Genomic DNA, 20,209 nt, shown 5'->3' with positions numbered 1-20,209 from the left:
TGGTATCCGTTCCCGGCGAGTGGGACGCCTTCACCACAGCTGTGAACAACGGCGAGTTCAACCGCCGATAGGCGCGTCGACCACCACGGGCTGAGCACATTCACGACGAACTCCGGCGAGTGCCGGGTTTGACCACCACTTGGCATGAATCGCACACGCGACCAGCCTGGTATGGGTTCACGATTCGCTACGACGATGGATTCTTCGATGACGTGCCGGTCGAGCGCTTCCACGCCGCCTCGCGTCCGCTGTTCCCGGCCTTCACTGGCAAGCTGGCATATGCCCCCGGTGACTACCCGCGCCGAAGCGCTGCACCACGCCACGCTCAAGCTCCCCGTCTGGCATCGAGACGAGGACCTCCCGCTCGTCGACCGCTACATCGAAGCACTGCACAAAGTGATCACCCACCACACCGACCTGAAAGGATAGGGCTCGATGATCGAGACCACACTGCTGGAGAAGTTGACACGGGAAGCCGACCAGGACGAGGTACAACAACGCGTCGTCGGTGCCGTCGTCCAGCACGGCGGCAAAGTCCTCCTACTGCAACGCCCCGCCGACGACTTCATGGGTGGAATCTGGGAACTCCCCAGCGGCAAAGTCGATCCCGGCGAAGCCATCGATCAAGCCCTCATTCGGGAAGTCAAGGAAGAGACCGGCCTCGACGTCACCGCCATCACGAACTACCTCGGCGAGTTCGACTACCAATCCGGCAGCGGCAAGAAAAGCCGACAGTTCAACTTCACCGTCGAGGTCGGCGAGACCGAGCCCGTGGAACTGACCGAACACGACGCATACACCTGGACCAGCCTGGTCGAAGAGCCACCGGTCACGGACGCCGTAAAGCAGGTTCTGGCACGGTACCGCGAGAGCTGACCGCACAGTCAAATCGGCCGCGCCGACGGGTAACAAACCGAAGTCTCCGCAACGCCCAGTAGCGCGCTCCTGAAACGGAGCGGGCTACGTTGACTGCGGGTGAACACCCGACCGTCGGGAATTTCCCGCACCGCATCTCGACGGAGGCAGGTCGGCGTTCGTGACAGCAAGAACCCCACATAGCTGCGTCGACCACCACGGCCCGCCCGCTGACCTCGAATGGTCAAGGAGCCGGGCCGCTGCGTTTCGATCAATACAACGGATCGTGGCGGATGTTCTTCGCGAGGGTCCCCGCTGCCATGAGGCGGAACTTGGTGGTCTGCACCATCGAGGGGGAACCGGCGATCTGTACGTCGCGGTCGGACCAGGCGCCGAAACTGGCGACGACCTTGCCGATCTGACCGGTCACCCGAGGTTCCAGGCCGGGCCAGGCGGCGCGTGGCTCCTCCGGTTCGGTGTACCACCAGGGGTTTTCGTCGTGCTCGCTCACCGGCGTGACCGTGAGCCAGCGGTTGGCCATCGCCAAATCGTTCAACGTCGCCAAGTCGTAGAGGTCGCACGGGTGGTGGCCGCCGACGAACAGATGCACCTTCGGATTGATCCGCCGCATCGCCATCGACATCAGCTGCGCGCGCAGCGGCGCGATGCCGGTGCCGCAGCCGACCATCAGCATCTTGCGTTTGGCGCTGCGCGGAACGCCGAGGCCGCCGAGCGGCGAGCCGAGCAGCCACTGGTCGCCGATGGCGGTCTGGCCGACGATGGCCGAACTGACCCAGCCGCCCAGCACGCTGCGGACGTGGAACTCGATCTCACCATCGGCGTTCGCGGGTACGGCCGGCGAGAGATAACGCCACATGCGCGGCCGCGACGGGACCTGCACGCTGAGGTATTGACCAGCGGCGTAGCGCATCGGCTGGTCCAGTTGCAGCCGGACGACGACCAGATTGGGCAGCACCTCCCGGCGCTCGATCACCGTTCCGGTCCACACCGACGGCGTGGTCTCCTTCTCCGCCGCCCCGATCATGGTGTCGGAGATGATCTCCAGGCCCTCGTCCCAGGCCCGGTCCACCTCGTCGGTCCACATCTCGGTGCCCGCGAAAATCTGCACCGCGGTCTTCAGCGCGGTGGCGACGGCGGCGTAGTGCTCGGGCTGCACGCCGTACTTGCGGTGGTCCCTGCCGAGTTGGGCCAGGAAGGGCAGCAGCTTGTCCGGCTCCTCCAATCGGTCCAGCGCATAGGAGATCGCCTTGACCAGGCGGTCGCGCTGGGCGTCCATCGCGGCGGGAAAGAAATCGCGGACGTGCGGGTAATCGGTGAACAAGATCGCGTAGAACGATCTCGCCAGTTTCTCCGTCCCCCCATCCTCCGCAGCAACCGCCTTGAATGTAGTCCTGATCAAAGCGACAGTGCGTGAATCCATTGGTCTCACAACCCCATTTCGCCCTCGTTCACGAACCATGCCGGCGAGTGAGGTGCTGCGGGGCCACTCGACAGCAGCCGATGGAAAGGAGTGTAGGCGAGGTTTGCCAGCTACGGAATCTTTCGAAGGAACATACCGCGCGCTATTTCACCGAAACGAGGGGTATCCAACGCGAAACGCCGGAGAAACCGACTGCGAGACCGCAGATTCGGCCCGAATTCAGTCGTGCGCACACCGAATTACCAAGGCCCGCCCGAGGAATTACGTCCCGATTGGTCTGTTCTAGCGACTTCGGGGCAACACTCCGAGCGCCCGCGGGAGATCGAATCGGACAATCCGAACAGGTTGCGTAAACAGATCTACGTCAGAAATTTACAGTTGATCGAAAACGAAATGCACATGGCCGCACCAAATTCCGCCGAAAACGTACTGGTTTACCTTCAGCAAATATCTATGACAACGGCCGGTAACGACGACGGCCCCGGCGCCGGATCGCGATGTGCGACCGAGGCCGGGGCCGACGTCGTGCCGGTTATCGTCTGCGCTGCCCGTCCTCGCGACGGTGCCGCGGCTGCCAGACGACGAGTGCGGTACTGCGCTGCTGCGGAGCGAGATCCGGACGGTACGCCGCCCGCGTCCGCTCCAGCTCGGCCGACAGTTCCGCGACCTGCTGGCGCAGCTCCTCCACCTGGTTGGTCAGTTCGATGATGCGCTTGATGCCCGCCAGGTTGACGCCCTCGTCCTGGGACAGCCGCTGCACCTCGCGCAGCAGCTCCACGTCCCGGGCCGAGTAGCGCCGACCACCGCCCGAAGTACGTTGCGGCGTGACCAGTCCCAGACGGTCATACGTGCGCAGCGTCTGCGCGTGCATGCCGGCCAGCTGGGCCGCCACCGAGATCATGAAGAACTCGGCCCGCGACCCGCCGGACGCGCTCTTCGGTTCCGAGGACATCACGCACCTGCCCATCCCGCACGTGGATCGAAGCCGCCTGCCCGCTCGGCCTCTTGATAGCGCTTCAGCGCCTCGACGGCGTTGTCGTCCAGCTTCTGCGGCACCGCGACCTTCACCGTCACCAGCAGGTCACCCGCGCCGCCGCCGCGCTTGGGCACGCCGCGGCCGCGTACCCGCAGGGTACGGCCGTCGGCGGTGCCGGGAGGCACCTTGACGCCGACCCGGCCCTCCAGCGTGGGCACCGAAACGGTAGTGCCGAGGACCAATTCACTGTAACTGACCGGCAGCACCAGGGTCAGGTCATCGCCGTTGCGGCCGAAGACCTTGTCCTGGCTGACGTGGACGGTGACATACAGGTCACCCGAGGGCGCCCCGCGCAGTCCCGCCTCACCCTGACCGGCCAGCCGGATCCGTTGCCCGTCACCGACTCCAGGAGGAATCCGCACCGTGATGGTGCGCGTGCGGTTCTGGATGCCGCTGCCATGGCAGTCGAGGCACGGGTCGTCGATGATCGACCCGCTGCCCCGGCACTCGTCGCACGGCTCGCTGAAGCCGAACGCGCCCTGGTTGCGGCTGACGATGCCGGTTCCGTTGCAGATCGGGCAGACTCGCGGACTCGTGCCCGGTTTGGCGCCGCTGCCGTGACACGTGGTGCACGGCGACGGGCTGGTCATCCGCAGCGGAACCGTGACACCCTGGGCCGCCTCCCGGAAGCCGAGCGTGGTCTCGGTCTCCACGTCGGCGCCGCGCCGGGGGCGGCTCGACGTCCGCGCGCCGCCCCGGTTGAACAGACCGCCGAGCAGGTCGCCGAGGCCACCGTCGGCGGCACCGGCGGCGCCGCCGAAGATGTCCCCGAGGTTGAACTCCTGCGAGAAGCCGCCGCCCGCACCGGCGCCGAAGCCACCGCGACCGTAGCCCCCACCCGCGAAGAGCTTGCGGGTGTCGTCGTACTCCTTGCGTTTGTCCGGATCCGACAGCACGGCGTGCGCCTCGCTGACGGCCTTGAACCGCTCCTCGGCTCTGGTGTCACCGGGGTTGGCGTCCGGATGCAAGTCGCGGGCGAGCTTGCGATAGGCCTTCTTGATCTCGTCCTGCGAGGCGCCGGAGGAAACACCCAGCTCCTTGTAGAAGTCCTTTTCGATCCACTCCCGCTGGCTCACCGAGCATCTCCTCCTCTCGCGTCCTTATTGATCGTTCGCGCCGGCATCAACATCCGATGCCTCTTCGGTCGGTTGAACAGCGTTTTCCGTCAAATCGGCTACGCCGTCGGTTACCCCGACGAGCGCGTGCCGAAGCACCCTATCGCCGAAGCGATAGCCTTTGCGCATCACAATGCCGATCACCGGGTCATGGCCGGAGCCCTCGTGCTGCACGGCCTCGTGCAGGGTCGGGTCGAAAGGCTCGCCCTCCGAACCGAACTCCTCGAGGCCCTGCTTGAGCAGCGCGGCCGACAGCTTGTCGGCCACCGACCGCAGCGGACCGGACTCCAGGTCACCGTGCGCCCGCGCACGGTCGAGATCGTCGAGCACGCCGAGCAACTCGGTGACCACCGACGCCTTGGCGTTGTCGATGACGGCCTTGCGGTCGCGTTCGACCCTGCGCCGGTAGTTGGCGTACTCGGCGGTCAGCCGCTGCAGGTCGGCGGTGCGCTCGGCGAGCTCGCCGCTGATGGTGTCGGCGAGGGCGTCGTCGTTGTCGATATCCACGCCCTCGTCCACCTGCGGGGCCTGCGCGGCCGCGGCGCCATTGTCCGCGGCCGGCTGCCTGACCTCACCGGTCTCCGGATCGATCTTCCGGTTGTCGACGAAGGTGATCGGCTCCTTCTCGGAGTTGCCCTCGGTCACTTCTTCTCCGTGTCGACCGGCTCGTCCACGACCTCGGCGTCCACGACCTGGTCATCCGACGCGGCGCTCGACGCGCCGTCGCCCTGCGCGGCGGCGCCCGCCGCGGAGGCCTCGTAGATGGCCTGGCCGAGGGCCTGCGACTCGGTCGCCAGCTTCTCGACGGCTGCCTTGACCGCCGCGATGTCGGTGCCCTTCAGCGCCTCGTTCGCCTCGGCGATGGCCGCCTCGACCTTGGTCTTGACGTCCGCGGGGACCTTGTCCTCGTTCTCCTTGATGAACTTCTCGGTCTGATGGACCAGCGACTCGGCCTGGTTGCGGGTCTCCGCCTCCTCGCGACGCGCCTTGTCCTCGGCCGCGTGCGCCTCGGCGTCCTTGACCATCCGATCGATCTCTTCCTTGGACAGGCCCGAGCCGTCCTGGATCTTGATCGTGTTCTCCTTGCCGGTGCCCTTGTCCTTCGCGGTGACGTGCACGATGCCGTTGGCGTCGATGTCGAAGGTGACCTCGATCTGCGGGACTCCGCGCGGGGCGGGCGGGATGCCGGTCAGCTCGAAGGAACCGAGCAGCTTGTTGTGCGAGGCGATCTCGCGCTCACCCTGGAACACCTGGATCTGCACCGACGGCTGGTTGTCATCGGCCGTGGTGAAGGTCTCCGAGCGCTTGGTCGGGATGGTGGTGTTGCGCTCGATGAGCTTGGTCATCACGCCGCCCTTGGTCTCGATGCCCAGCGACAGCGGGGTGACATCGAGCAGCAGGACGTCCTTGACCTCACCCTTGAGCACACCGGCCTGCAGGGCGGCGCCCACGGCGACGACCTCGTCCGGGTTCACGCCCTTGTTGGGCTCCTTGCCACCGGTCAGCTCGCGCACCAGGTCGGTGACGGCGGGCATCCGGGTGGAACCGCCGACCAGCACGACGTGGTCGATGTCGGACACCTTGATGCCCGCGTCCTTGATCACGGACTGGAACGGCGCGCGGGTGCGATCGAGCAGGTCCGAGGTGATCTTCTGGAACTCGGCGCGGGTGAGCTGCTCGTCGAGGAACAGCGGGTTCTTGTCCGCGTCGACGGTGATGTAGGGCAGGTTGATCGAGGTGCTCTGCGAGGAGCTCAGCTCGATCTTGGCCTTCTCGGCGGCCTCACGCAGCCGCTGCATGGCCATCTTGTCCTTGGTCAGGTCGATGCCCGAGCTGGCCTTGAACTTGTCGACCAGCCACTGCACGACCCGCTCGTCCCAGTCGTCACCACCGAGGTGGTTGTCACCGGAGGTCGCGCGGACCTCGACGACGCCCTCGCCGATTTCCAGCAGCGAGACGTCGAAGGTACCGCCACCGAGGTCGAAGACCAGGATGGTCTGTTCCTTGTCGCCCTTGTCCAGGCCGTAGGCGAGCGCCGCCGCGGTGGGCTCGTTGACGATGCGCAGCACGTTCAGGCCCGCGATCTGGCCTGCTTCCTTCGTGGCCTGCCGCTGGGCGTCCTCGAAGTAGGCGGGCACGGTGATGACCGCGTCGGTGATCTCCTCACCGAGGTAGGACTCCGCGTCGCGCTTCAGCTTCATCAGCACGCGCGCGCTGATCTCCTGCGGGGTGTACTTCTTGGCGTCGATGTCCACCGACCAGTCGGTGCCGATGTGCCGCTTGACGGAGCGAATGGTGCGGTCGACGTTGGTGACTGCCTGGTTCTTGGCCGGCTGGCCGACGAGTACCTCGCCGTTCTTCGCGAACGCGACGATCGACGGGGTGGTGCGCGATCCTTCCGAGTTGGCGACGACGACCGGCTCACCGCCTTCGAGAACGGCGACGACCGAGTTCGTGGTCCCGAGGTCGATTCCGACCGCACGAGCCATGGTGGTTCCTCCTAATTGACGTACCAATGTGTGTCGGTGCCGGGCGAATACCGCCCTTGATGCCCGCTGCGGACGCCGACGAGACCTCGCCCCTAGCACCTCACGGAGCACGGCCCCAGCAACACTGAGCGTGGTCGGCTCAATCCTGCCCCGCAGGAGTCTCGGAGTCAACCGAAACTTGAGCCCACCGCACTCAATATTGTCGAAATACTCAACGGGCGACTCGCACGTTTGATTCCCGGACGGCCGCACTCGACTGTGATCTGTGACACGTTAGGAGGCGGCGGGGGAGCCGGGATGTCGACAGTCCGTGTGACCCTGCGGCAGTAGGGTGACGGCGGGGCGTCCACCGCGCGCCATCGATCCGAGGAGTCGCCGCGAGGGCCGCCGTCGTCACCGCCGCCGAATTCGAGGTCGCGGAATTGCCCACGCCCCGGCCCGGCGCGGGTCAACTGCTGATCGGTATCTGCGGCTCGGACCTGCATGCCCGCGCGCACGCCGCCGACCTGGCCGACCTCGCCGTGGCTGCGGGCTACTGGCTACGGGCAACGGGCTACGGGCAACGGGCACTTCATGCGTTCGGAGGGCCCGGACTGCCATCGAAGGTGGAAACCGGGGACGCCGGTGGTCGCCCTGCTGATCGTCCGGCACGGCGGGCAACCCCTCTTCGTCGGGCTGATGACCGCCGCGCCCGGCGCCTACACCGAACAGGTGGTGGTGCGGGAATCGATGACCATGCCGGTGCCCAACGGGTTGTCCGCCGAACACGCCGCGCTGACCGAGCCGATGGCGGTGGCCTGGCACGCCGTGCGCCGGGGCGCGGCAAGAGGCAGACCGCGTTCGTCATCGGCTGCGGGCCGATCGGTTCGGCGGTGATCAGCATGCTGAAGGCCGCGGGCGTGTCGGGCGCGGCCCCGCTGTGAACGCGCTCGATCAGGGCGCGGCGGCCAAGACCTCGTCGGCGATCTTCTCGTCCAGCGTTACCCGCACCAAGGCCGCGGCGAGCTCGGCGGTGTGGTGATCCGGCGCCAGACTCGCCAGCCGGTCGGGATCCTCCGGCAACTGGACGCGCTTCGCGCCGCGCAGGGCACGTTCGTCGAAGTACGGCCGGACCCAGGTCCAGATGTCTTGGATCTCGCGCAGGAAGATATCGGCTCCGGTCGGACCGATGCCGTCGAACTCTTGCAGCAGTTCCGCGGCGCGCTGCGGGTCGTTGTCCGCCTTCTTCGCCAGTTCCCGCAAGTCGCCGTGGTAGCGGTCGAGGACGCGCGAGGCGTTGTGGCCCAGTCGTGTCGCGGTGCTCTCGTCGTAGCGGCGATAGTGTCCCCGTCCCAGCGCGTCGACCAATTCCTGCCAGCTCGCGTCCGCCACGCGGTGCGGCGTCCGATAACCGCTGCCGATCAGCTCGCGGGTGGCCTCGATGGCGATCTCCGCGGCGATGCGGGTGCTGAGCAGTTGGGAAAGCATGAGCAATTGGAAAAGTGCGGCCGGTTTGTCGTCGAGCGTGATACCTGCTTCCTCGGCATATCCTGTGCCCGCACGGACCAGCAATTCGTGTACGACGTCCTTTTGGCTCATCGTTGACTCCTCTCGCTACCTGGGCGCATACCCGGGCGGACGTCGGCTACACCGCCCGTCCGGGCACAGGTGCGACGTCCTCGCAGGTCACCGCGCCGGCCGAGGCGGCGGTGCGATCATTCCGGCAACACGCTCAAGGTGCCCTCCGCACTGCGAGCGGCGGTCAGACAGGCCGTGGCGGTGAACTGGTCGGCGAGCGGGTGACGTGCCCGCGCGCGCCATTTCCGTACCGCGGCCACCGCTTGGGCGCGCTGCGCCGGCAGCGGCGCGTCGAACGGCAGACCCAGGCGCAGATGGGGTGCGATCCCGGAACCGCCGATGAGGCGGTGCAGTTCGGCGAGATCGTCCGCGGGTAGCGCCAGATCGTCGGTGCGCAGGCGGCCGAGCAGGCGCAATTCGGCGAAACCGTGCACGTCCGCGAGCAAGGTGCGCACCCTGGGCAGCAGGCGATCGGCCTGGGTGCCGCGGAAGGCGGTCAGCACCCGGGCCAGCGCGGTCAGCGCGGAATGCGCTTTGAGCTGGTCGGCGCGTTGACCGAACTGCACATCGAGTACCGAGCGCAGTTCGTCCACGCCGCTGCGGCTGGTCAACTCGGCGGCCAGCGTGGCCGAATCCCGCACACCGAGCCGGATCAGCGTCACCGCCATCCGGATGCCGAACAACCCGAACCGCTCGGCGAGCTGCGCGCGCAGTTCCGGCGGCACCGGAAGCGGCACGTCGGCGCGCGCGAAACGATCCGCCGAGAGCAACGCGGCGCTCAGCTCGTCGACCGGAACCCGCGCCAGCGTCTCGAAAGCCGCGAACTCCTGCTGACGCAGCGTCGCCGCGGCGAACGCGAGCAGCCCGGCGACCGGGATCACCGCCTGGCACAGACCCGTTCGTTCCAATTCCCCGGCGAAACGCGTGGCGACCTCACGCGCCGAATGCAGCGCATCGATCCGGCCTGCCCCGATCTCGTCGGCCCGCGAGACCACGCCGACGATGCCGAGCGGACCCGGCGCCCCCGGCCCACCGTTCGCCACGGCGGTCCCGGCGCCCACGCGCTCGAGAAACTGCACGTCCGTCGCATCCAGCCGGCGCAACAGATAGACGACAGCGTCGGCGCCCGGGATGGCGATGCTCTGCTCGGACCGCTCGTCGTCCGCGCCGGGCGTCAGCAGACGCGCGGTGCGCCGCGATACCTCGCGCGACAGCGACGACGTGCCGGGGGTGTCGATGATGGTGGTGTGCGCCAGCGTCGCGGCAGGCCACTCGACCTCGAGATGGTCGACCTCGCGCGGGGCCGGGGCGTTCCAGTTGAGGCGGTCCAGATCGAAGGTCAGCCCGTGCGTCCCGCTGCCGCGGCGGACCACGACGTGCGCGCGGGCACCGTCGGGCGCGTACGCCGTCACGCTGGGGGTGGAACCGTACCGGTACCAGGTGACCACCCTGGTGCACTCGGTCGCGTCGGTCGGGGCGATGTCCTGTCCGACAAGTGAATTCAGTAGCGTGGATTTGCCCGCCTTGATGGAACCGGCGAGCGCGACCCGCAGCGGCTGATCCAATCGGCGGGCGCAGTCGGCCAGCAGGGCACGCGGCCGCGGCTCCCCCGCGAGCGCCGCCTGCGCAGCCCCGACCAGCCGATGCGCCTCGGCGACGATTCCCGGCACCGCGTCACCATCACGTCTCACGGGGTTACCGTACCGGCGGGTCCCATCGGTAGTGCGGTCTGCATGGCATCGGCGTATCGGCGTAGTTCGGCGACCACGCGCAGTTGCTGTTCCAGTTGCGCGCCGCGTTCGGCGCGGCGGGTGGCGACCATCGACGCCGCCTCCTGCGCGGCCCGCAGCGACTCGTCGATCGAGCGCAGGCTGCGTTCGGCGACGCCAGCGTAATGGTCGCGCAACGCGCGGTGGATGCGGTGCAGCCGATCCTTCGACTCCTTGCCCGCCTGGAACGCCACATCGTCGACGAAACGGCGCACCGCCGCCTTCGCCTCGCTGCGTCGCTTGGCCAGCCTGGCCTGCTTGTCGTCCCGGAAGGCCTTGCCGCCCACGATCAATCCCGCGCCGATCGAGATCGGGTTGAGCATGGCGAGCCCGGCGAAGGTGCTGGCCAGCCCGACCATGAGTACGCCGCCGTAGGAGCCGCGCATGCCGACGAGCAGCTTGCTGCCGAAACCGATGTCGGGTTCCAGATCGGCGAGCGTGCCGGTGATGGCGCGGCCGGTGTCGGCGCCGACACCCGGGCGCACATCCGGCAGGTCGACGGCGCCGAGCTCGGCGAAATGTTCGGCGACGCGCTCGGCGAGCTGGATCGCGCGCGCGTGCGTCCACAGCAGATTGTCACCGAGCGCGGTATCGACGGTGCCGGTGAGGTGTTCGGCGATGCGGTCCCAGTGCCGGCCGGGATCGTGCTCGTCGATCCATTCCTCGGTGGTGCGTGCCAGATTGCGCAGGCGGTCGCGCAGGTCGTGGTCCACGTCCCCGGCCAGGTCGGTGATGCCGTCGGCGAGCGTCTGCTGCCAGGCGGCGGTCCTGCGGTGCAGTTCCTCCGCCGCGGATCGGGCGGATTGCAGCTCGCGCACCGCCGCCGCGCCCTGGGCGGGATCGCGGACCGCGACCAGCTCACTGCCCAGCGCCAGCGCGAGATGCTCTGCCGCGGAGCGGATGTCGCCGGCCACGGCGGTGCGGGTGGCCAGCTGATCGCGGGCCACCACCTGATCGCGCAGGAAGGTGTACAGCACACCGAAGCCGGATTCCACACCCAACTGTGGGTCCTGCAACCGCATCGCGTGGCTGCGCAGCAGCGACGACACCGGGATCATCGGCACATCGAGGCCGGCGCGGGCGAGATGGCCCAGATCGGCCTCGTGCACCTGACGCCAGTGCGGGTACAGGTCGGTCTTGGTGAGCAGCACCGCCACCGTCGGGCACAGTTCCCGCACCTGCCGCAGGAACGCCAGCTCGGGTTCGGTGAGTTCGGTCGACGCGTCCGACAGCACCAGCACCGCGTCCGCGGCGGGCACCAGTCCGAGCACGCCCGCCGCATGGGCGTTACCGTGGCCGCCGACGCCGGGGGTGTCGATCAGCGCGATGCCGTCGGCCAGCAGTGCGTTGGGGATCTGAACCTCGAGCCGCACGATCCGCCGTCCCTGCGCGAGCGGGGCGCGCTGGTCGATCGCACCGATCTCCGCGATCGACACCGCCACCCTGGTCTCCGCGCCGCTGGAATCGCCGTGCGCCGCGAGGACCAGCTCCGCGCGCGGCTCGGGACCGTGCGCGAGCAGCATCGGCACCGCGGTGGTGGCATCGTCGCCGACCGGGCAGATGTCCAGGTTCAGCAGCGCGTTGACGAAACGGCTCTTGCCCTGGTCCAGCTGTCCGGCGACGACGATGCGCCGCCGCGGGTCGCGGACCCGGTCGGCCGCCACCTCCAAGCGGCCGACCAGATCGTTGCGTCCCGCGGCACGGGCCGCCGCGATGGTTTCACCGAGTACCGACAGCAGCGGTACCGCCGGTGGAGTGGCGTTCGGCACGGGTGTCCCCATCGCGGTATGGACCTACTTTCGGTATTACCGGGCAACTGTCAGTGCAGGAATGTATCGCCACCCAGCTCGGCACCCGCCGACCCGCTCGAGTCCACGCCCGCGTGGGTCTCGCCGAACAGGCCCGCGTCGGTGTGGGCGCCGGCGGTGCTGTCCAGGCCCGAACCGAAAGCGCTCGACACGTCCAGCGAGGACCAAGTGTGCGCGGTAGTGCCGACACTGCCGCCCAGACCGGCGCCGGTGTCCACCGCACTGTGCGCCGCGCCGCCGGCCGAGCCGGCACCCGCGGCCGCGCCGCCGAGACCCGAAGACAGGCCGGAGGTCGCGTGCGAACCGACGCCGAGACCGCCGTCCACACCCGAACCGACGTGCGCCCCCGCACTCGACGCACCCTCCAAACCACTCGACAAACCCGCACCCACGTTGCCCGCGGCACCCAGACCAGTGGACAAGCCCGTCTCCAGACCCGAACTCGCCGCACCCTCGATTCCGGTGGACAAGCTCGAACCGAGGTGCGCTCCCGCACTGGACGCGCCTTCGAGACCACTCGACAAGCCCGCGCCCACGTTGCCCGCAGCGCCGAGACCGGTGGACAGGCCGGACGCGAGTCCGGAACCCGCCTGAGCTCCCGCATCGAGTCCGGCCGACAAGCTCGATCCCAGCCCGGCTCCCGCCTGAGTTCCGGTACCGATCGCGCCGGTCAGCCCGGTTTCGAGGCCGCTGCCGGCGTGCACCGCGCCGTCCACGCCACTGGACAGGCCGCCGCCGAGGCCGGTGGACAAGCCCGTCTCCAGGCCGCTCGCACCGTGGACCCCGGCGTCGAGAGCCCCACCCAGCCCGGTGTGCAGGCCCGTGCCAACCTGGTCGCCGGTGTGCAGCGAGCTGTCCAGTCCGCCACCGAGCTCCGCCCCGGTGTTCACGACCGCGCCCAGACCCGTCGCGAGCCCGGTCTCCAGACCCGCCGCCGCCTGCGTCCCGAGATTTCCGGCACCGCCGATCGCGGCGGAGAAGTTGCTTCCGAGTCCCGCGGCCAGGTTGCCGGAACCCTGTGCGGCGGTGTCGATTCCGCCGCCGAGCCCGGTCGTCGCCTGCCCGCTGGCGTCGAGTGCGCCACCGAGCCCCGACTCCAGACCGGACCCGATCTGCGCACCCGCGTCGGCCGCTCCGTGCAATCCGGTGGACGCCGCGGCGCCGAAACCAGCGCCCGCCTGCGCACCGTTGCCGAGGGCCGCGCCCAGACCGGTAGTCACGCCACCGGCTCCGTTCAGCGCGCCCTCCACACCCGCACTCGCACCGGCACCGGCACCGGCGCCGGCACCGAGATCAGCCGCCGCACCGGCAGCGCCCGCGAGATCCGCGCCCAGGCCGGTCGTCGCATCGGTCGCACCCGCGAGGCCCGTGCCGAGACCAGCCTGCGCATCGGTGCCGAGGCTTGTCGCCGCACCCGCGGCACCATCCAGACCCGCCCCGATACCGGAGGTCAAGTCCGTCGCGGCGCCGACGGAGCCATTCACAGCGCCACCCAGGTCGGTGCCCAAGCCGGTCGTCGCGTCAACGGCGCCACCGAGGCCCGCACCCAGGCCCGCGCCGACATCGGCCGCACCACCCAAGCCCACACCAAGGCCGGTCGCCGCATCGACGGCCCCTTCGAGGTTCGTACCCACACCGGTACCGAGATTCGCCACCCCACCGATCGCACTATCGACCCCCGCGGTCAGATCGGTCGCCGCACCCGCGGCTCCGCCGAGACCCGCACCCAGGCTCGTACCGACATCGGCCGCACCACCCAAGCCCACACCAAGGCCGGTCGTCGCATCGACGGCGCCCTCCAGACCCGCGCCGACACCGGCGCCCACCTGCGCACCAGCCCCCAGCGCCGAATCCAGACCACCCACCGCACCGACGGCTCCACCAATCCCCGCGCCAAGACCCGCCGCGACATCAGCGGCACCACCCAGGCCCACACCAAGGCCGGTCGTCGCGTCAACAGCGCCCGCCAGACCCGCGCCGACACCGGCGCCCACCTGCGCACCAGCCCCCAGCACCGAATCCAGACCACCCACCGCATCAACGGCTCCACCAATCCCCGCGCCAAGACCCGCCGCGACATCAGCGGCACCACCCAAGCCCGCACCGAGACCGGACGCCGCGTCAACGGCGCCCTCCAGACCCGTACCCACACCCGCACCGATCCCTGTGGTCACATCGCCCGCCGCACCCGCGGCTCCCCCGAGACCCGCACCGACACCGGACGTCGCGTCGACGGCGCCCGCCAGGCCCGCACCGAGCCCTTCGGCGGCATCGACCGCACCGCCGACGCCCGCACCGAGACCGGTCGTCGCATCGACCGCGCCCTCGAGACCAGCACCAAGCCCGGTGGTCACATCGGTCGCCGCGCCCAGACCACCTTCCAGTCCCGCGTTCAACCCCGCGGAGATGTCCGTGGCACCCTGCACAGCTCCCTCCAGACCTGCGCCTACACCCGTCGTGATGTCCGCCGCGCCACCGATGGCGCCTTGCAGGCCTGCGCCGAGCCCGGTCGTCAAACCGGTCGTCGCGTCGACCACACCACCCAGGCCCGCACCGAGATCGGCGCCGGCCTGCGCACCGGCGCCCACAGCAGCGTCCAGGCCCGTGGTCAGACCGGCCGCGGCGTCTACCGCGCCCTGGAGTCCCGCGCCGACCCCGGCGCCCAGACCCGCCGCCGCGTCCACCGCGCCTTCCAGCCCAGCACCCAGACCCGCCGCCCCGTTCACCGCGCCCTCCAGCCCAGCACCCAAACCCGCCGCCCCGTTCACCGCGCCCTCCAGCCCAGCACCCAAACCCGCCGCCGCGTCCGCCGCGCCTTCCAAGCCCGCGCCCGCGCCGACTGCCGCGTCGAGGCCGGTCTCGAGACCCGCGGCGATATTCCCCGCGCCTTGGGCGTCGGTGTCCAGGCCCGCGCCGATGCCGCTGATCACCTGAGCGCCCGCGCCGAGCAGGCCGCCCACGGCTGCGGACAGGCCGGCGCCCGCGTTCACCACGGTGTCGAGGCCCGCGGCCAGTCCCGCGCCCAGACCTGCGCCGAGCTCCAGCCCGGTGTCGATCGCGCTGTTCAGCCCGGCGCCCACGTCGACGCCGGTACCGGCACCGAGGTCGAGGTCGAGCCCCCCACCCGCGCCGGCACCCAGGTCCACGCCGAGATCCGTGCCGAGGTCGACTCCGGCATCCGCTACCGCCGCCGCGCCCACGGTGCTCGCCGCGCCGATCGCGGCGGCCGTGCCGGTCTGCGCGCCCGCGGCCACGATGGACTGCAACTGGGAACCGCCGGTGACCAGCGCCGACTCCGCGACCATCGGGGCGCAGAGGGCGATGTCCTCCGGCGTCACCGCGCTCAGGCCCGCGGCGGCCAGCGCCTGGGTCGGGTTGGCGCAGTACGCGACCGCGGCCTCTTGGTTCCGCAGCAGACCGAGGATGAACTCCAGAATCGCGTTGGGTGTCATGAAGAATCTTCTCCTGAGTCCCGGCGGACCTCGCTGATCCGCAGTCGTTGGAATGCAAATCACGCTAGGAGCGCATCGCGTTACGCCGAAACGGGGCGAACCCCTACTACCGACCGGGGCCGCCCGATAGGGGTAAGAGCGAAATTAGGGGAATTTCCCTAAACGTCCCCCCTGACGAAGTAACGGCGTATGGCCGGCAACCGACAGAACGGTTGCGTCGGCAACTACATCGCTCAGCGCACCATCTCGGACATACAGCAGCGACACCGGAACAGACACCTTCTCGAACGGGGTTCTCGAATGACACAGCGCCTGGCGCTCGGCATCACTGTCGGAGCGTCGAATTCGGTCGCCGTGGCGGCAACGGAGGATGGCGCCGACGGCCTCGGCCCGTCCGGCGGCGGCTACCTACGCTCGCATCCGAGCGTGCTGCGACTGTCGCCGGACGTGGCGCCCACGCTGGGCGCGGGCGTTCGCGCCACCGGCCGCCATTCCGGCGACGTCCTGCTGGAGGGCTTCCTGGCCAGGGTCGGCGACCCGGTCGGCATCCTCGCCGAGGACGGCTCGTCCTATTCCGCACCGGATCTGGTGGCGACCTCGATCGGCTGCCTGGTCGACGAGATCGCCGCTGAGACGGGGCGAACCGGCGTTCAGGCGATGGTCGCCTGCCACCCGGCCTGGTGGTCGCGGCATACCGTCGACATCCAGCGCGACGCTCTCGAACGGGCCGGCCTCGGCGAGGTGACGCTGGTACCCGAGCCGACCGCCGCGATCCGCTGGCTGGACGCCGCGCACGGTGGGATCGACAACGGCGCGGTGGTCGTCTTCGATCTCGGCGCGACCGGCGCGACCGTCTCGGTGGTGCGTACCGGCGAGCACGCCGGCCTGCTGGGCACACCGTTGCGCAGCACCGACGTCGCCGGCGCGGAATTCGATCTGCTGACCATGCGCTATGTACTGGCTAATGCGGTACTCGCCGCGGATTTCGATCCGTTCGATCCGGCGGTGGAACGCGAATTGTCGGCTTTGCGGGAACGTTGCAGGAAAGCGAAAGAAGAGCTTTCCATAAATACCGCGACCGTGGTTCCGGTCCGGGTGAACCCCGCGGATCCGCACGGCAGCACCGTGCGATTGGTGCGTGGTGAACTGGAAGACCTGCTGCGCGGACCGCTGCTGAGTGCGATGGACCTGATCCGCGACGCGGTGCACCGGGCCGGGCTCGATATCGGCGAGGTCGGCCGCGTCCTGCTCACCGGAGGGGGAGGCGCCATCCCCTTGGTCGCCGAACTCGTCTCCTCCGAGTTCGGATTGCCCGTCGTGGCGGCTCCCGACCCCGCGCACACCACCGCACGCGGCGCCGCACTGCTGGCCGCTGATCTGCTCGCCGCCGAGACCGACCAGCTTCCCCTCGTCGCTTCGGTGACCGAGGACGAGACCGTACCCCAGCCCCGAGCGCTCCCCTCGTCGGGACCGGCGCCGCTGCCCGAGGAACCCCCTGCGCGCCGGCGCGCGGTGATCAGCAGACAGCGCATCGCGGTGGTGGCCGGTGTGGCGGCCGTCATCGGCCTGCTGGCCACCGGGACGCTCGCCATCGGCACCGGTATCCAGTCCGGCCCGGACAATCCCGCATCGACCGAGCGATCCACCACCGGCGCCGCCCAAATCGCCGCCACCACGGGAGCGCAGGCGGGCGACCCGTCCGCACCGTCCGGTGTCGCCGCCACGGACTCGGCGGCTCCCACCGGCCGACCGAAGCCCGAGGCGCCGCGAGCCGGTTCGCCCTCGTCCGCGGCTCCGGGCACCACTGTGGCCGTCGTCAAGAGCGAGCAGAATCCCGATCAACCCGCTCCCGCGCCCGCTGACACCCCCGCGCAGCAATCCGCGCCGCAGCCGCAACCCCAACAGCCCGCGCCTGCCCCCGCGCCCGCACCGGCGCCTGCTCCGGCGCCGACCAACCCACCCCCACCGACCCAGCAGCAGCCCCGGCCCACGCCGCCGACCGCCCCTAGCCTGCCGACACTGGGCGACCCCCTCGGCACGGTCCTGCGCGCACCCGGCGAGATCCTAGGAGGCTCCGGTGGCTGATACCGCTTTCGACACCCTCCCTTGCGCTCGCGACATCTTCCGCGATCTGGATTCCGCCGACGACCAGCCGGTGGTCTATCTGATCCGCGGCCGGTCCCAAACCGGTAAGTCGACGCTGCTCGGGGAGATCCGGGCCCGTCTGCGTGCCCGCGGCGTTCCCTTGCAGGACGACATCGCCGCGCTCCAGCACGCGCACGCGCGCAACGGCTCGCGCCCCGGGCCCCGCACGGCGAGCACGGCAGGCGTGACGACCGATACCGCCCGACCAGCCCTGATCATCGACAACGCCCACACGCTTGGCCGACTGGACCTCGAATACCTTTGCGCCGCAGTCGAATCCGGGAACCGCACGATGGTGATCGCCGCTCAGCCGCGCCCGCACGACGCACGGCTGCGGATGCTCGCCGACGCGGTGGCCCGGCGCGGCCGCGTCGTCGACCTGCGCCCGCTCGGCGTCGCGGACCTGGCGCCGTTCGCCAGGGAACTCGGCTTGATGGTGCCGCGCCAGGTCGCGCAACACATCCACGTGCAGACCGCGGGTATTCGCGGCGGCGTGGTGGCCGCGCTCACGGCCGCCTGCTCGGCGCGTCTGGACGCGGGCATCGCCGCCGTCGACACGGCCGTCGCCGCGTGGGCGCGTGGGTTACTGGACAATCTCGAGCCCGACCTGCTGGAGACCCTGGTGGTCGCCACCACCGGCACGGGCCTGGATTCCAGCGAGCTCACCGAGGTGCTCGGCGTGGAGCAGGCCGTCGCGCAGGATCTCATCGACCGAGCCAGGGCCAGCGCCCTGGTGACCGATGCCGACCTGCTGCTGGAACCCGCCGTGGCCCCTTTGCGCACCCTGCTCGGCGACCGCAGGTTCGTCGCGGTCGAGCGCCGGTTGCTCGCTGCCCGGCTGGAGGCGGGCCTGCTGCGCGACCGCACCGCACTGCAACTGGCCGAGTCCGGCGTCCGCGATCCGCGGCTGGCCGCCTTCCTGGTCGACGCCGCGGAGCAGGCCGGCCGCGACGGGGTTCGCTACTACGCCGCCGCGGCGGCCGCGGGGGCGGAACTGGATCTGATCGCGCTGCGCTGGGCCGAGGCGGCCGCCCTGACCGGCGACGGCGACACCGCCCTGCGGCTGGCCGAGCCGATGCTCGCCCGGCCGGGCAGCACCGGCGCGGAACTCGCGGCGGCAGTACGGATCTGCGCGGCGGTGCTCACCCGCCGCGGTCTGACCGGCCGCGCGGCGCAGCTGTACACCTGGCTCGGAGCGAACCGGGTCGGCCCGGACTGGGCGGTCGGGGCCACGGTGCTGTGCCTGGCGGGCGACGTGCAGAGCGCGCGGGAGATGTCCGCCTCGGCGACGAAGTGGCCGCCTACCGAAGCGGGCGCGCACACGCGCCTGATCGCGACCGCGCTCGCGGACACCATCGATCCGGGCAACAACACCGCGGCGGCGGTATCGGCGCTGGTCCAGGCCACTCACGCGGACGCGGGCGTGGACCGCTTCCTGCCGTGCACGGCGGCCTCCATCGCCACGCTGCTCTCGCTGGGCACCGGCGAGCCCCGCCGCGCCCAGGACGCGTTGCGGCGGGCCACCGCGAGCGGGCTGCGCGGCCATCAGCTCGACGTGCTCGCGGCGTGGACGGCGATGCTCGGCGGTGACGAGCGCGCCGCTGCGGCCACCGTGGCCGCCCTCGACCACGACCGGCTCGACGTGCGCGACCGGCTGCTGGCGCACGGCGTCGCGGTCGGTCTCGCCCGGCGCGGCGGCGACCACACCGCCCTGGCGCGCGCATGGCAGGCGGCTTACCCGCTGTTCGACGACGTGCAGACCGACCTGCTGGCGCTGCTGCCGATCGGCGAGCTGTGGCTGGCCGCCATCCGGATGCGCGACGAACGCCGGATCGCGCCCCTGGTGGACGCCGCGCTGGCGTTGCTGCGCCGCTTGAACGATCCGCCCGCGTGGTCCAACGCCTTCCACTGGTACGGCGTGCAGGCCGCGATCGCGCACGAGAGCCCCGAGGAGCTGCTGCCACACGCGCGCGCGTTGAAGGCAGCAGCCGAGGCGGGCGACCGGCACGCCGCCGTACTCGCCGACGCGGGCCGCACCTGGGTGCTGGTGCTGCGCGGCCAGGTCGTCAGCGCACCGGTCCACGCGGCGGTCGCCGCCCTCACCGAAATCGGCATGACCTGGGACGGCGCCAGGCTGGCCAGCGAGGCGGCGCTCGCGGCGCCCGACTCGGCCACGGCTACCGCGCTGCTCAAATTGGCCCGCACGGTCCGCGCCGACGCCCGTCCGCAGGAGCCGCAGACTCGTCCTGCGGCACCGGCCGCCCACAACGGGGACGCTGCTGCGCCGCCCGTGCCGCCGCAGGCCGCGATCCTCAGCGAACGGGAACGCGAAGTGGCCGAGCTGGTTCTGCTCGGGCTCACCTATCGTGAGATCGGTGCGCGCCTGTACATTTCGGCGAAGACAGTCGAGCATCACGTCGCACGCATTCGACGCCGGGTCGGTGCCCGTTCCCGTTCGGAGTTATTGTCGATGCTCCGCGCCATGGGACACGGTTCGCTTCTGGTGTGACCGGGTGCGGTTCCGTCAGCGGGAACGCCGAAG

14 protein-coding genes are annotated in these 20,209 nt (G+C 70.1%); 5 read left to right on the top strand and 9 right to left on the bottom strand.

Annotated features, from left to right (window positions below):
- The first annotated feature begins 279 nt into the window (after nucleotides 1-279).
- Together ACT89H_RS15970 and ACT89H_RS15965 are read left to right on the top strand one after the other, a co-directional pair.
- Nucleotides 280-429 carry a hypothetical protein gene (locus tag ACT89H_RS15970; RefSeq protein ID WP_445109406.1) on the top strand — a complete coding sequence of 50 codons (150 nt, stop codon included), beginning with the start codon at nucleotides 280-282 and terminating at the stop codon, nucleotides 427-429.
- A gap of 6 nt (nucleotides 430-435) precedes the next feature.
- Nucleotides 436-876: an NUDIX hydrolase gene (locus ACT89H_RS15965; RefSeq protein ID WP_445109405.1), complete on the top strand. Its 441-nt coding sequence runs from the start codon at nucleotides 436-438 to the stop codon at nucleotides 874-876.
- 250 nt (nucleotides 877-1,126) lie between these two features.
- Here the strand turns inward: ACT89H_RS15965 and ACT89H_RS15960 are convergent, their stop codons facing one another.
- The 5 genes from ACT89H_RS15960 to dnaK all read right to left on the bottom strand — a co-directional run bounded on the left by ACT89H_RS15960 (nucleotide 1,127) and on the right by dnaK (nucleotide 6,936).
- Nucleotides 1,127-2,296 carry a globin domain-containing protein gene (locus ACT89H_RS15960; RefSeq protein ID WP_445109404.1) on the bottom strand — a complete coding sequence of 390 codons (1,170 nt, stop codon included), beginning with the start codon at nucleotides 2,294-2,296 and terminating at the stop codon, nucleotides 1,127-1,129.
- Nucleotides 2,297-2,828: 532 nt separating this feature from the next.
- Complete coding sequence (locus ACT89H_RS15955; protein ID WP_445109403.1) at nucleotides 2,829-3,248, bottom strand: heat shock protein transcriptional repressor HspR; 420 nt, start codon at nucleotides 3,246-3,248, stop codon at nucleotides 2,829-2,831.
- Nucleotides 3,248-4,408, bottom strand: a complete 1,161-nt coding sequence (gene dnaJ / locus ACT89H_RS15950; RefSeq protein WP_445109402.1) for a molecular chaperone DnaJ — start codon at nucleotides 4,406-4,408, stop codon at nucleotides 3,248-3,250. Before dnaJ ends, ACT89H_RS15955 begins: the two co-directional genes overlap by 1 nt.
- A 24-nt stretch (nucleotides 4,409-4,432) precedes the next feature.
- Nucleotides 4,433-5,092 carry a nucleotide exchange factor GrpE gene (gene grpE / locus ACT89H_RS15945; RefSeq protein WP_445109401.1) on the bottom strand — a complete coding sequence of 220 codons (660 nt, stop codon included), beginning with the start codon at nucleotides 5,090-5,092 and terminating at the stop codon, nucleotides 4,433-4,435.
- On the bottom strand, nucleotides 5,089-6,936 hold the full coding sequence (gene dnaK / locus ACT89H_RS15940) for a molecular chaperone DnaK (RefSeq protein WP_445109400.1): 1,848 nt from the start codon (nucleotides 6,934-6,936) through the stop codon (nucleotides 5,089-5,091). Before dnaK ends, grpE begins: the two co-directional genes overlap by 4 nt.
- Before the next feature lie 483 nt (nucleotides 6,937-7,419).
- Between dnaK and ACT89H_RS15935 the strand changes: the two genes are divergently transcribed.
- On the top strand, nucleotides 7,420-7,812 hold the full coding sequence (locus tag ACT89H_RS15935) for an MDR/zinc-dependent alcohol dehydrogenase-like family protein (protein ID WP_445109399.1): 393 nt from the start codon (nucleotides 7,420-7,422) through the stop codon (nucleotides 7,810-7,812).
- Nucleotides 7,813-7,869: 57 nt separating this feature from the next.
- Here ACT89H_RS15935 and ACT89H_RS15930 read toward each other — a convergent pair whose 3' ends face one another.
- From ACT89H_RS15930 to ACT89H_RS15915, 4 genes are all read right to left on the bottom strand, one after another.
- Entirely contained in the window at nucleotides 7,870-8,514 is a 645-nt protein-coding gene (locus ACT89H_RS15930; RefSeq protein WP_445109398.1) for an HhH-GDP family DNA glycosylase, read from the bottom strand.
- Nucleotides 8,515-8,630: 116 nt separating this feature from the next.
- Nucleotides 8,631-10,184: a dynamin family protein gene (locus tag ACT89H_RS15925; RefSeq protein WP_445109397.1), complete on the bottom strand. Its 1,554-nt coding sequence runs from the start codon at nucleotides 10,182-10,184 to the stop codon at nucleotides 8,631-8,633.
- Nucleotides 10,181-12,043: a dynamin family protein gene (locus ACT89H_RS15920; protein ID WP_445109396.1), complete on the bottom strand. Its 1,863-nt coding sequence runs from the start codon at nucleotides 12,041-12,043 to the stop codon at nucleotides 10,181-10,183. The genes ACT89H_RS15925 and ACT89H_RS15920 overlap by 4 nt, the downstream gene beginning before the upstream one ends.
- Nucleotides 12,044-12,081: 38 nt before the next feature.
- Nucleotides 12,082-15,522 carry a beta strand repeat-containing protein gene (locus tag ACT89H_RS15915; RefSeq protein WP_445109395.1) on the bottom strand — a complete coding sequence of 1,147 codons (3,441 nt, stop codon included), beginning with the start codon at nucleotides 15,520-15,522 and terminating at the stop codon, nucleotides 12,082-12,084.
- A 300-nt stretch (nucleotides 15,523-15,822) separates the two neighbouring features.
- Here ACT89H_RS15915 and ACT89H_RS15910 point away from each other — a divergent pair, with 300 nt between their 5' ends.
- A complete protein-coding gene (locus tag ACT89H_RS15910; RefSeq protein ID WP_445109394.1) occupies nucleotides 15,823-17,607 on the top strand; it encodes an Hsp70 family protein in 1,785 nt (594 codons plus the stop codon).
- A complete protein-coding gene (locus ACT89H_RS15905; protein ID WP_445109393.1) occupies nucleotides 17,600-20,176 on the top strand; it encodes a LuxR C-terminal-related transcriptional regulator in 2,577 nt (858 codons plus the stop codon). Before ACT89H_RS15910 ends, ACT89H_RS15905 begins: the two co-directional genes overlap by 8 nt.
- Nucleotides 20,177-20,209 lie beyond the last annotated feature (33 nt).

It is taken from the genome of Nocardia aegles (assembly GCF_052545135.1).
Note: the sequence above shows the minus strand (reverse complement) of the source record. Positions and strands in the feature narration are given on the sequence as shown.